The organism is Sporolactobacillus shoreicorticis, from assembly GCF_024125445.1.
In the GTDB taxonomy this organism is placed as follows: Bacteria; Bacillota; Bacilli; order Bacillales; family Sporolactobacillaceae; genus Sporolactobacillus; species Sporolactobacillus shoreicorticis.
This window is the reverse complement of record NZ_JAMXWM010000005.1, coordinates 159,974-172,609: the sequence shown is the minus strand read 5'-3', so window position 1 is coordinate 172,609 and position 12,636 is coordinate 159,974. Positions and strand designations below refer to the sequence as shown.

Below are 12,636 nucleotides of genomic sequence, written 5' to 3'. Positions count from 1 at the left end.
GGTATCCATGAAAACACTCTATGTATCGGATCTTGACGGTACACTGCTGAACAGTCAATCTAAGCTTTCCGAGTACAGTACGAAAACACTGAATCGGTTGACCGAGGACGGAACGGCCTTTACCTATGCAACGGCACGATCACTTATTTCAGCTTCCGTTGTTACAAAAAATCTGAGAACACCGATCCCGGTCATTATCTATAACGGCGCATCCATCGTCGACACGCGCTCCGGCAGGAGGCTCGACTCTGCCTCATTCAATAAGCAGGGTATACGCGAGGTCGCAGAGTGGCTAACGGAACGGCAAACCTATCCTCTCGTTTACGCCTTTATTGACGGCGTAGAACATGTAAGTTGGCTCAAAGGTTACGAAAATGACGGAATGCTTCATTACTTACACTCCAGAAAAGGTGACCCGCGATTGCGCTCTGTTACCAACATTCATGACCTGTATGCAGGAGATGTCTTTTACTTTACATGTATCGGTGATCAAGATCCCATGACTGAGATTCATCAACGGTTCAGCCGAAACGGCAGATATCAATGTATTGTTCAGCAGGAACTTTACCGTCAGGAATACTGGTGCGAACTAATGCCCGCGCAGGCAACGAAGGCCAATGCCATTGTCCGATTGAAAAAAATCATGGGCTTTGATCGCATCGTGTCCTTCGGCGACAGAGTGAATGATCTGTCGATGTTCTCAATATCGGATGAGGCCTATGCTGTCGAAAATGCGGTGGATGAGTTAAAAGAACGGGCAACCGGAATCATTAAGTCAAACGACGATGATGGTGTCGCCCGGTGGCTGGATCGGCACGTTCATTCAAATGATTGAATGCTTTTTCCAATCGTTTCAGCCAGTCCCCGCGGATTCTCCCATGCCATTGAATGCCCGGCATTTTCTACGATTTCAATGGATACACCGTGTTCCTTGAGTACCTGCGTGTCCGAGTCCGGCAATGACCGTTCACCAAAGATAAAAGTTTTGGGACAATCGAGTGCGTATAAAAGTTCTCTCCATGAAGGCTGTTGTCCTTCCGCGGCAGATTTAGAGATTAAATAAGCTGCCTTGGGCGACCATAGAGATAAGCATGCCGCCCACATTTGATTCCCGCTCTCCCGACTCTCCTCAACGAGTCTTCTAAATCCATTCGTCAAAAAATCATTTTGGTCAAAGTCCGCAATATATTTGCTGGCCGATCCTTCATCGCTTTTATCCAGATTTGCTTCGCTCAAAATGATTCGCTCGACATGTTCTCCGCATTGATCTGCTAAAGACAGAGCCACCGCGCCTCCTAAGCTATGCCCGAATAGGATAAACGACTTAAGTCCTAACGATTCAACAAAATCTTTAAGATACGCTGCATGGTCTTTAACTGTGTAAGTGAAGTCATTCGGCTTGTCACTATAGCCCGCGCCCAAAAGATCAACTAGCACGCAGCGATGATTTTTCAGTGACGCCTGAGCTGCCACTTGCGGATAATCAAAAGAACCTGCGCAACCAAGTCCATGAATAAACAGGATTGGTCGCTCTGGGCCTGGAAAATCGTTATAGCGAAGGACGGCATTCGCCTTTTTCACAAAATATTCGTTCATGAAATCACCCCTCTAATGTCAAAATTGCTAAAGCTTGTCTCCCTAAAAAAAACGGCTATAGCCAAAGTCCAATAATTTTTGCTTTTCATTTGGATCGATACGCACTTTAATTCTTTTTGGAAGTTCACATCTTTTCATAAAACAATCATAGCACATGTGTTCGCCATCGGCAAAAAACAACATTAGCTATTGATCCAAATTGATAATGAATAATCGAATTTTCTTGGGACTTCCTCTATAAACCTTCCACTTGAGAACCAAACCGTGCTCTCCATTTATTTCTGCGTATACTTCGTCTCAGTCACCTTCAGATTTTCCTGCTTTCATGCCCGGCTCAAATTTTCGGTTCTGATCAAGTGGCTTTTCTTTAGCCGTCAAAACTTCAGGATGCAAACAAAATACCGCAGTCGTGCTCCCCATAGACGAACGGTACTTTTTAACATGGTTTCGCGACAATGCTCGATTGTAGTAGCCGGGAACATACTTATCCAGCAATTTTTGCATGGCTTCCGTCGCTTCATTCCAATCCGTTAAATGCGTTACCTTGCCGAAAACGATAACACTCATATAAGCCGTATCCGTATGTGCGGGTACAGGATGGGCCATCGTCCCGTACTCTTCACAAACCGTAAAGCAAATGTTCGCATTCGTTTTCATTAAATCTGCCTTTTTGCCCGCATCCGCTCCATGAAAATAAATTTTATCGTTGTACCAAACAAAATTGAGTGGCACCACATAGGGATAGTCCTTATCCGACAAACCCAAGAATCCAATCCGTGCGTGTATCAGAAATTGATTGATTTTCCCCTGATCCTTGCATTCCAGCATTGATTTACGTAACGGTCTCATAATCTTTTCCGCCTTTTCTTTTATTTAGTGTTTATAATGTATTATAAGAATAATTGTATTGTTTAAAAGGCACAAATCATCAGATTTCAGCCAGTACAGAAGTGGGGAAAACACCATGGAAATTATTCCGAAACTCGATGAACGGTCAAAGGATTCATTGTATATTCAGTTGTATGGTTACTTCAAACAAGAGATTGAGGAAGCTGTCCTAAAAAAAGAAACACGTCTTCCTTCCATCCGCTATCTCGCTGATCGTTTAAAAGTAAGCAAAACAACGGTACAAATGGCTTATCAGCAGCTGGTTGCAGAGGGTTATATTGAGAGCAGATCGCGCAGCGGTTATTTTGTGGCAGAGCTGGACAGCACATTTGGTGAAGCATCGGTTACTGATTATCCGCCTCGCACGCATGAGGAACCCTCACTTCAGAAAAAAGGTTCGATTTCTTTCGACTTTTTTATGTCGGATATTGATACCACACATTTTCCACTGGATGCATGGCAGAAATGCGAGCGCAAACTGCTGAATCAAGGGCGGGATTTGCTTAAATATGGCGACTACCAAGGAGAGATGCGGCTGCGGAGAGCGTTGTCCGACTATCTGCATCGCTCTCGCGGTGTCCGTTGCACTCCTGAGCAGGTGGTGATTGCAGCTGGTACACAATCCATTTTGACCATTCTCTATCAGCTCATGAACTGGCGTTTTCATCGATTGGCAATGGAAGTGCCGGGTTATCAAGGCGTCCGCCGATCATTGCAGAAAACGAGCATTCAACTGGTACCTGTTTCTGTTGAAGAAGACGGACTGTCCGTAGATGAACTGAGCAGAATTCAAGCAGATGCGGCCTATATCACACCTTCACATCAATATCCGCTCGGCATGGTAATGCCGATTGCCAAACGAATGAGGCTGCTTTCATGGGCTTATGCGCATAACGGCTGGATTATTGAGGATGACTATGACGGCGAATTTCGTTACAGAGGAAAACCGATCCCTTCTTTGCAAGGGATTGATGAACACAATCGTGTTATTTATGTCGGGACCTTTTCGAAATCCCTTATGCCCGCAATTCGAGTGAGCTATATGGTCCTGCCTCCTGTTCTGCTTGAGACCTATCATCAGCTTGAATGGAGGCAAACTGCTTCGCGCCTGCATCAGCAAACTCTGGCACTTTTTATTGAGAACGGGCAATGGGAGCAGCACATTCGCAAAATGCGGACACTCTATAAGAAAAAACAGGGAGTACTTTTAGAAACAATTAAGGCTGAAATGGGAGATCATGTTCATATTGGCGGACAGGACGCGGGACTGCACATTGTCCTTCATGTAAAAAGCAGTAATTCGTCGGAAACACTGATTAAGCAAGCAAAGAAGGCGAGCATAAACGTGTATGAACCCGCCTCATCTCTTAAGAATATAAAAAATGCAGTAATTTTACTCGGGTTCGGAGGACTGTCACCGGAAGAAATTAAACAGGGAATAAAGCTTTTGCACAAAACCTGGCTGCCCTATTACTCATAATCCGATCCGCATCGTAAAATGAATGACCTTGTTTCTTTATTTGATAAGAAGTTAATGAACATGAAGTGATCTTTATTGGAGATTCATACGCACACCAGTATGACGGGTAAAAAGCCATAAATTTTATCTGGAGTGCTCATTAAACAGTTCCGAAATCGCCATAAATGCTTTCGGTGTTTTGTCTTGCGCGGCTTCAATCTTTGAGAGCCGGACATTGGTTTCAATTTGGGCTGTTTCCAAATTGCCGATGCGGTGATTCATGACCGACTGCTGCGCACTCAAATTATCCAAACGTTTGTCCACTGCGTCAAAACGCTGATCCATTGAGTCTAAGCACTTGTCCACCCCCTCCTTAAAATCCAGCATAATTTTTCTCGTGTCCGTGAGCGTCTCAAACAATTGATGAAATTCACTTTCCTTATTGGGCATTTTATCGCCTCCTTTCACGTGATTGTTTTCATTATACAATGGTTTTGGTCTAATCAAAAATATTTTCGGAATATTCCATAAATTTATAGACTAGGTGAAACTGCGGTCGAAAAAATCAAGGCTGCATACCTATAGATTAGGATTAATTATTAGTACTGCACGCCGGATAAGCCCGTCACTTGGGAACAAATACGGAACAATGTACAATTGAGACCGGAGGCGAGAATATGCATACGTTGAAGAAAAACCATACAGCTTTTATGGCAGCTGTTTTATCTGGCTCTGTTCTTAATCCACTAAACTCATCAATGATTGCACTCGCGCTGCATAGCATTCAGCGAGACTATCATCTCACATTTGCAACGGTATCCTGGCTCGTCTCCGCTTTTTATCTGGTCAGTGCTGTCGGTCAACCCGTTGCCGGAAAAGCGGGTGATCTCATCGAGCGTAGAAAGCTGTTCATCAGTGGCCTGTTGCTTTCCGCAGTTGCTTGCTTTTTTGCTCCGTTGGCACCAACTTTTCTCATGCTGCTCTTGATGCGTCTGCTTCAAGCAGTCGGCAACAGCACCATTTATCCATCTAGTGTCGCGCTGGTGCACCAGTCCGTCAGACAAGAGCGTCAAGGTTCAGCGCTTGCTGCTCTGGCAATCTGCGCATCGGTCATGACTGCGTTTGGGCCGACGGTCGGCAGCTTTTTAATCGTCTGGGGCGGCTGGCCAAGTATTTTTTACGTGAACTTTCCTTTTATCGTTATCAGTCTCATTCTTGGTCTGATTGTCTTTCCCAAAAACATCAAGAATCCTTCTTTTCATCTGAAAAACTTACTGAAACAATTGGATATTCCAGGAATCATCCTTTTTTCGGTCAGTATTGTCTGCTTGCTTTGGTTTTTACTTACGGTCAAAGAACATGCGAATGCTCGAGCAATCCTTGTGGGTCTGGTCGCATTTGTTCTTTTTATCCGGAGAGAAGGCAAAATCCGTGATCCCTTTATTAATTTACATCTACTGAAAACGAATCATCGGCTGACCTTAGTCTACCTGCTGTTTATTTTGTTGAACGTCACCAACTACTGTCTTTTTTATGGCATGCCGGCCTTTTTCCAAAGCGGCATGCACTTAGGTATCCGTTTAAGCGGAGCCATGATGCTGACCATGTCAATGGCCAGTGTCGCGGCATCACTGATCACCGGGCAGCGAATCGATCATTCGGGACCTGTCGCACCGCTCAAACTGGGCGCTCTGCTGACTACGAGCGGATCACTGCTGCTCATGATTGTCGCTTTTGACCGCTCACTCCTTCTCATCGGTCTTTTCCTGCTCTTAATCGGTTGCGGCTACGGCATCGGTAATGTTGCCTTGCAAACCATGATGCTACGCGAGTCGCCTGATAAGATGATCGGTACGAGTGCCGGTCTGTTTCAAACTTGTCGGTTCGTCGGTTCCATTGGCGCTTCAGCCGTGCTCGGCGTCATCTTTGCCAAAACGATTACATCAGTGGATTTCCTGATTCTGACCTGGGTACTCGGTGCGGTCAGCATCTCTGCATTTTTTATCAGTGTGCTTTCTTTCCGAGCAGACCGCGCAGCTTAAACCAATAGCGCAACACAGAGCTCAATTCAGCAATCGGGCGACATCACGAACCTTCCATTTTTTATGCAAATTCTCCCTCGTGTAAATTTTTTCAGGACTCGCGGATACTTCATCATAGGTGCCATCCTTATGTGTACCGACAACAAGTGTGGCATGATATCTGCTGTAAAAAACAATATCTCCGATTTTTGGCTTCGATGCCCGGCGAACAAGCATTCCATTGGCTTTTGCATAATCATACACATTGCGTACCCGACGATAAAAGTATGGTGTCGCAGGCGTATTGGTTCCATTTTGAGTCTGATAGTGATTGGGGTGCTGCGCGTAATCATTTTTGAGGAGCTGATCAAGTGAGATGCCCGCATCCGCATAAGCAATCCGCGGAACATCGATACAGACAATAAATCCCATCTTTCCGCCTATATTTCCATGACCACCTTTAAGCGGATCGTAGAGGACACCTGCGAGGCGTTTCGCTCCGGAAACAATATCCTGTTTATTGGATTTTCCGTTGTTGTTCGCATCCGTATCTTTTAAATTCACGTTTCCATCACCGTCTGTATCCGCATCAAATTCATTGCTGATGTGATCACGGTCCATATCGCCGGCAAAGATCTTTTGATCATGAAAACCGTGAAACTGATAGAGAAAATAACCGACCATTAGAAAAATAACAAAAAGTGCCGCAACAGATATAATCAAAATGTGAATCTTGCTCACCGTATCGCCCCTCACATGATTTTTTTGGATCGTATACATGAAACAAAAGCCAATCTATTTTTTAAAGAAAAATTTTCCTGTAAAATGCAATCATTTTGTCTATTTATTCGTCTACTATTTATAAGAACGCGGGGTGGGGACAAACGGTGGCAAACAAAAAAATGATCTCCGACTGGTTTTATCTTTATTGCGATGATCTGAAACACGATCTGATTTATTTTAACCATTGCGGAAACGGCAGAGATCTTAAACTGGAGCAAGAGTAAAATACGTTCCATCTGCCACCATGCTCGAACCGTATTGCAGAAGAGGTTGAAGGAGGCTAATTATGAATAAGCTTGATCACTTATTGAGACAGATGCCGAAGCTGACTATTTCGGATAAACGCAAACAAATAATGTACCAATCCGTCATCAACCATTGGTAAAAGAAAGGTGAAAAAGCACTGCGCCCTGCCTGGCACAGAACCTTAACCGTATTGATAAACAGCGTTGCCATTCTTGCACTTGTTTTCCTGATCGCAATCACTGCATTTAATATCCGGGCGGATCACGACAGCAGAAGTGTCAACAATGCTCATCCAAGCATCCCTAAGCAGCAGTCACATAAAAAACAAAGTAAAGTCGTGTCAAGGTGCCGATTGATCCGATTTAATGTCACGCTAAGGCTTCCAAATGAAAAAATCGTTACGGAAAGGCATCCGGGAAAGTGGAACGATCTGTTCATCCAGTTTACCGCTGCAGATATTCCAAAGGGCAGCTCCAATTCCGATGTGCACGCCTACACGATCAGTAATCATTCGTCGATTGTCAGTGATGAAACAATAGCTACTTCAGCAGGAAAAGCAGATCTGAGTCTCAGTAAACGCGAGCAACCGGCGGCCGCCCATTCTTCGGCTGCTGCTTATGAATTTTGGGTGATCATTTACGGACAGGAGCACGCCTATGCCATTGAGGCGGTATTTAGTGGCCGCCAATCAGCCGCTAAGAACTCGCTCTTAAACCTCTTGCAGAATTGGCATGTACCGAAGGACGGATTGAAGTAAACGAGTCGCCTGTTCATTTGAGTTTTCATTTTGTTCTGAATCCCGTTAAAATTGATATTCTGCTGTTTCTCAACATAAAAATACATAAAAAAAGAAGAGCCACCGCAAGGGAAGACTCTTCTCTAACTATTTTTCTCACACGCGCACTTCAGCAAAAAATTCATGATACAGTGCCTGGACAGCTTTCCTCTCAACAGCTTCCTTTACACTGAACATCATACTCGTTTCGGAGGAGCCCTGATTAATCATTTCAATGTTAATCTTTGCATCAGCGAGCGCCCGCGATGCTCTCGCCATTGTCCCAACCTTTTGACGCATTCCCTCACCAACCAGCATGATAAGGGCAAGATCATGCTCAACCCGAACCTCATCTGCATCAAGATCGGCCATAATCCTTTGCATAATCTTTTTTTCAACCTTTTCTTCCATTTGATTCTGCCGGACAATAACCGTCATATCGTCAATGCCTGATGGAATATGTTCAAAGGATAGGCCGAATTCCTCTAAAATCAATAGAATTTTCCGTCCGAATCCAATTTCTCTATTCATTAAATATTTTCCTACATAAATGCTGCAAAATTTATCATCGCTGGCAATCCCTACAACGGGACCGTCTGTATTCTTCCTTGCACTCACAATTCTTGTTCCCGGCGCCTCCGGGTTATTCGTGTTTTTCACATTGACCGGAATACCCGCGCGAAATGCCGGGATAAGCGCTTCGTCATGAAAAACAGAAAAGCCTCCATAAGAAAGTTCACGCATTTCACGGTAGGTCAGTTCGCGAATTTCCTTTGGATGATGCACAATATTCGGATTCACTGCATGCACCGCATCAACATCTGTGAAATTCTCATAAAGTTCGGCTTTAACCCCATTTGCCAGAATCGATCCGGTAATATCCGAACCACTGCGGGAAAAAGTTACGACATCACCGTTTGTGTTGTAACCGAAAAATCCTGGAAAAACGGTAATGCCCGGTCTGTTTCTTAACTCATAGAGCCGTTCATACGATTGAGACAGTACTCGAGCATTACCCGGATCATTGCTCACTAGAAGTCCGGCTTCCTTAGGTGAAACATAATGCGCATCCAAACCTTTATGTTTCAGGGCTGCCGCGATCAGTTTGGCGTTATTGTCCTCACCACTCGCCTTCACTGCTTCAATGAACGATGCGGGATTCGATTTGTCACCGCTCAGCAAGGTTAGAAGATCATCCGATATTTTTCTAATCACTTCATTTGAAAGATGCAGTTCTTGAGCGATGCTTTCATATCTGCTCAGTATCGCTTCAACCAACTGATGTGCATCCTGTCCTTTAAGATATTTTTCTGCACAGCCGATTAATAAATCGGTGACCTTAATATCATCCGAATAACGTTTTCCCGGTGCCGAAACAACCACGATTTTCCGCTCAGGATCAGCTGCGATAATATGATAGACTTTCTCAACTTGTGCTCCGGAAGCGAGTGAGCTTCCGCCAAATTTAACGACCTTCATTTTTCCGGCAACCCCTAATTTTAGTAAATGTCTGAAAATGTACCCCTAGTATTACTTATTTTAGAAAAAGAATCAAACCTTTTTTCATACTTTTTTAAAATTCACTTTCAATTTCCGAACGACCCGCCAATGCTTGGGCTGCTTCAAACGGCTATCGTAACACGACGGATGCTTTGAATTCCTGAAAAAGTTTATCATTGTCTGCGGATAAACGTTTCAATCCGATCCATTCCTTCGCTGATTTTCTCCATGGATGTAGCGTAGGAGATGCGGATGTATCCGGAAGCATTGCTGCCGAAGTTATCTCCAGGTACCACAGCAACATGCTGCTCGTCCAAAAGTCGGTCGCAGAATTCCTTCGCTGAAAGACCTGTATCCTTGATGTTTGCAAAAAGGTAAAACGCACCCATTGGTTTAATGCAGGAAATTTTATCCATCGTGTTTATTCGTTCATAGATATAATTACGCCTTCTTTCATATTCTTTAACCATCATTTCCCGATACTCCGCACCATTCGTAAAGGCCTCAATCGCCGCATACTGGGCAGAGGAATTAACACAGCTCCAGACATCCTCAGTAATTTTAGTCATTTCATCAATTAAATCAGCAGGTCCGGTGGCAAAACCTACTCGGAACCCGGTCATCGCATGCGTTTTCGAACAGCTGTCGACAATGAGTGTTCGCTTCTTCATACCAGGAAAAGAGGCAATGCTCGTATAGTCCTGACCATCGAAAAGGATGTGGCGGTACACCTCGTCGCTGATAACAAAAAGGTCTTGCTTCTTAGCAATTTCTGCGATCTCACGGAGCAAATCCCTATTCATCACGCTACCGGTCGGATTGCTTGGAGAATTAAGCAGAATCACTTTCGATTTTGGTGTGATTGCTCGACGCAAGTCATCCGCCGACATAACAAATTCATTTGCTTCCGATACATCGATACAAACCGGAGTGCCTCCGCAAAGAACAATTTGCTGACCATAATTGGTCCAGTACGGCGAGCTGAAGATGACCTCATCACCAGGATTCAGAAGTGAGGTCAGGCCGAGAAATAGCGCACCCATACCACCAGTTGTCACAAGGCAGTTTTCTATATCATAGGAAACGCCGATTGTCGCTTCTAAATAACGTACATAGACCTCTCTAAGCTTGGTCATGCCTGCTCCCGGTGCGTATTTTGTTTCACCCGCATCAAGAGATCGTTTCGCTGCCTCAATAATGTTTGGAGCAGAAAGAAAATCCGGTTCGCCGACTGCAAACGAAATCACATCGTTGATCTGTGCCGCACGCACCATCATCTCTCGAATCGGCGAAGACTGAATCGCCGCCACTTTATTTGAATACTTCAAAGTTATATCCTCCTCTAAGATGTACCTATTTATTTTGATAAAGTAAAAATAGCATAGAAACGTGTTCTGTAAAATAAAAAATTCCAGTAATGACATGAAATCCGCTGACAATTATTTGTTTCAGTTCAATCTTGTGTTAATTATTCCTTAAGCTATTATTATTATAATAAACTGATATTTGATTTGAGCCTTTATGTCGCTTCGCTTTTGCGCACCTCTTCAATCGGAGTGATCTAAAAAGCTTTCAAGTATACAAAAAATAATTTTTCTGCCATTATCTCATTCCTTGAGAATGGACGAACAAAAATAGGTGGGGAGTGAGACCATGAAAAAATACCGCTGGCTCATGTGGCGGAAAGTATTAATTTTCTTCATTGTTGCCGGGATTATTGTCACAGCGATTTGGGCGGGAGGACAGGTTGCTCAGAATATCGCTATGACAGCATTTAACCTGATTTTTCAATTGTTCTTTGCTGTCCTCTTTATGATCATTCAGTTTGTTGCTCTCTTTTGGTTCCTTGCAAGAGGCCGAACCTATTGGATCATGCCCGGCGAGACCGGATCAAACTGGAATGACTACCGAGGCAATCCGGAAATTGTCGAAAATGCCAAACGCATTGTTACCTTGCTCAGAGGGGTAAAAGATTTTAAAAAAATGGGCGGTCAGGCAATCCGCGGAATGCTGCTTTGCGGGCCACCGGGAACCGGAAAATCTTATCTCGCTCAGGTGATTGCAAATGAAGCTCAGGTTCCTTTCGCCTATGCTTCGGCGCCAAGCTTTCAAAATATGTTCTTCGGTATTGGCAACCTTAAAGTGATGAACCTCTATAAAAAAGCTCGCAAGCTCGCAAAAGCTTATGGTGCCTGCATCATTTTCATCGATGAAATTGACGCAATCGGCATGTCGCGGCAAGCAAACGGAGGCGGAGGAGGACTTGGCGCGATGTTCGGCATGGGCGGTTCCGGTCTGCTCAACGAACTTCTGCTGCAAATGGACCCACCGAATATTGATCATTCACGGTTTGCCAAACTGTTTCGCGCGCTGGGACTCCGGCACAAAAAGGCAGAACGCCGAGCTGTTCTGACCATCGGCGCAACCAACCTGCCGGATGTGCTGGATTCCGCTTTACTTCGCCCCGGCCGATTTGACCGCAAATTGTGGGTTTATCCGCCTGACTATGACGGCCGCGTCGATGTATTTGACTACTACCTCAAGAAAGTCAATCGCGACAGCACCCTGACTCCGCAAAAAGCGGCATTAGACACCATTGGCTACAGTCCGGCACAAATCAAACATATTGTGAACGAAGCGATTGTCCTTGCGCATCAGCGCGGCGCAAAAAGTGCCAACTATGATGATTTCAGAGCGGCCATGGAAACCTATGAGTGGGGGCTGAAACAGCCGCTCCGCTCAATGAATGACGATGAGAAACGAAACGTTGCCTATCACGAGGCGGGCCATGCGGTTGCCCAGTACTTACTGAAGCCTCATGAGCGCGTTTGGAAAGTCACTATCATTCGTCGCGGCAGCGCGCTCGGTTTAGCGGCTACAAAACCGACTCATGAGCGTTACAATCAAAGTGACAGCGAAATGCTGGCCGAGATTCAAGTGTGCCTGGCCTCGCGTGCTTCCGAAGAACTCTTTTTAGGGAAAAAATTAAACGGGGTTACCTCCGATCTGCAGCAGGCAACCCAGCTTGCTGGCGCCTATCTTGGAGCGGTAGGGATGGGCGATGAACTGTTCAGCTGGCTCTCAGTCGGCTCCCAGCAGGATGCGCTCAAGCAGCTGCGTCCAAAAATCAACAAACTGCTGAATGATCAGATGAGTCAAGTGAAGTTATTAATTGAAGACCACACTGAATTCGTTCATGCCATTTCCAGAGAACTATTAACACGCGGCGACCTCACCGGTGAAGAAATTAATGCCCTCTATGTTAATCTATATGGTCACGAACGACCTGCGGCACCTGAAATCAAAGCATTAGTAGAAACATCCGACGACACGAAAAAGCCGATTAATGAGAAAGAATAAACATCAAA

General features: G+C 44.8%; 11 protein-coding genes. 5 read left to right on the top strand and 6 right to left on the bottom strand.

Features of this window, described 5'->3' with window-relative positions; genetic code table 11:
• Positions 1-7: 7 nt before the first annotated feature.
• Complete coding sequence (locus NIE88_RS06360; protein WP_253060486.1) at positions 8-835, top strand: HAD-IIB family hydrolase; 828 nt, start codon at positions 8-10, stop codon at positions 833-835.
• Here NIE88_RS06360 and NIE88_RS06355 read toward each other — a convergent pair.
• Both NIE88_RS06355 and NIE88_RS06350 read right to left on the bottom strand, forming a co-directional pair.
• The gene (locus NIE88_RS06355) at positions 820-1,596 is read right to left on the bottom strand and encodes an alpha/beta fold hydrolase (protein ID WP_253060484.1); all 777 of its coding nucleotides are present in this window, start codon (positions 1,594-1,596) and stop codon (positions 820-822) included. The two genes, NIE88_RS06360 and NIE88_RS06355, sit on opposite strands and share 16 nt — an antisense overlap.
• Before the next feature lie 297 nt (positions 1,597-1,893).
• Positions 1,894-2,445 carry a pyridoxamine 5'-phosphate oxidase family protein gene (locus tag NIE88_RS06350; RefSeq protein WP_253060483.1) on the bottom strand — a complete coding sequence of 184 codons (552 nt, stop codon included), beginning with the start codon at positions 2,443-2,445 and terminating at the stop codon, positions 1,894-1,896.
• A 115-nt stretch (positions 2,446-2,560) separates the two neighbouring features.
• Between NIE88_RS06350 and pdxR the strand changes: the two genes are divergently transcribed.
• A complete protein-coding gene (gene pdxR / locus NIE88_RS06345) occupies positions 2,561-3,964 on the top strand; it encodes a MocR-like pyridoxine biosynthesis transcription factor PdxR (protein WP_253060482.1) in 1,404 nt (467 codons plus the stop codon).
• Between the two features lie 123 nt (positions 3,965-4,087).
• Here pdxR and NIE88_RS06340 read toward each other — a convergent pair whose 3' ends face one another.
• A complete protein-coding gene (locus NIE88_RS06340) occupies positions 4,088-4,393 on the bottom strand; it encodes a hypothetical protein (RefSeq protein ID WP_253060481.1) in 306 nt (101 codons plus the stop codon).
• A gap of 227 nt (positions 4,394-4,620) precedes the next feature.
• Here NIE88_RS06340 and NIE88_RS06335 point away from each other — a divergent pair, with 227 nt between their 5' ends.
• Positions 4,621-5,985, top strand: a complete 1,365-nt coding sequence (locus NIE88_RS06335) for an MFS transporter (RefSeq protein ID WP_253060480.1) — start codon at positions 4,621-4,623, stop codon at positions 5,983-5,985.
• Positions 5,986-6,006: 21 nt separating this feature from the next.
• On the opposite strand, the gene NIE88_RS22590 is transcribed toward NIE88_RS06335, so the two are convergent.
• Positions 6,007-6,705 carry a DUF1287 domain-containing protein gene (locus tag NIE88_RS22590; RefSeq protein ID WP_253060479.1) on the bottom strand — a complete coding sequence of 233 codons (699 nt, stop codon included), beginning with the start codon at positions 6,703-6,705 and terminating at the stop codon, positions 6,007-6,009.
• Positions 6,706-7,183: 478 nt separating this feature from the next.
• On the opposite strand from NIE88_RS22590, the gene NIE88_RS06325 reads away from it, so the two are divergent.
• On the top strand, positions 7,184-7,750 hold the full coding sequence (locus NIE88_RS06325; protein ID WP_253060478.1) for a hypothetical protein: 567 nt from the start codon (positions 7,184-7,186) through the stop codon (positions 7,748-7,750).
• A 135-nt stretch (positions 7,751-7,885) separates the two neighbouring features.
• Here NIE88_RS06325 and NIE88_RS06320 read toward each other — a convergent pair whose 3' ends face one another.
• Positions 7,886-9,247 carry an aspartate kinase gene (locus tag NIE88_RS06320; RefSeq protein ID WP_253060477.1) on the bottom strand — a complete coding sequence of 454 codons (1,362 nt, stop codon included), beginning with the start codon at positions 9,245-9,247 and terminating at the stop codon, positions 7,886-7,888.
• A 194-nt stretch (positions 9,248-9,441) separates the two neighbouring features.
• Positions 9,442-10,596: a pyridoxal phosphate-dependent aminotransferase gene (locus NIE88_RS06315; protein WP_253060476.1), complete on the bottom strand. Its 1,155-nt coding sequence runs from the start codon at positions 10,594-10,596 to the stop codon at positions 9,442-9,444.
• 325 nt (positions 10,597-10,921) lie between these two features.
• Between NIE88_RS06315 and NIE88_RS06310 the strand changes: the two genes are divergently transcribed.
• A complete protein-coding gene (locus NIE88_RS06310; protein ID WP_253060475.1) occupies positions 10,922-12,628 on the top strand; it encodes an AAA family ATPase in 1,707 nt (568 codons plus the stop codon).
• The last annotated feature ends 8 nt before the right edge of the window (positions 12,629-12,636 follow it).

Coding starts and splice junctions, on each gene's coding strand:
- NIE88_RS06360 (WP_253060486.1), top strand. CDS start 8: ATGAAAACACTCTATGTATCGGATCTTGACGGTACACTGCTGAACAGT.
- NIE88_RS06355 (WP_253060484.1), bottom strand. CDS start 1,596: ATGAACGAATATTTTGTGAAAAAGGCGAATGCCGTCCTTCGCTATAAC.
- NIE88_RS06350 (WP_253060483.1), bottom strand. CDS start 2,445: ATGAGACCGTTACGTAAATCAATGCTGGAATGCAAGGATCAGGGGAAA.
- pdxR (WP_253060482.1), top strand. CDS start 2,561: ATGGAAATTATTCCGAAACTCGATGAACGGTCAAAGGATTCATTGTAT.
- NIE88_RS06340 (WP_253060481.1), bottom strand. CDS start 4,393: ATGCCCAATAAGGAAAGTGAATTTCATCAATTGTTTGAGACGCTCACG.
- NIE88_RS06335 (WP_253060480.1), top strand. CDS start 4,621: ATGCATACGTTGAAGAAAAACCATACAGCTTTTATGGCAGCTGTTTTA.
- NIE88_RS06320 (WP_253060477.1), bottom strand. CDS start 9,247: ATGAAGGTCGTTAAATTTGGCGGAAGCTCACTCGCTTCCGGAGCACAA.
- NIE88_RS06310 (WP_253060475.1), top strand. CDS start 10,922: ATGAAAAAATACCGCTGGCTCATGTGGCGGAAAGTATTAATTTTCTTC.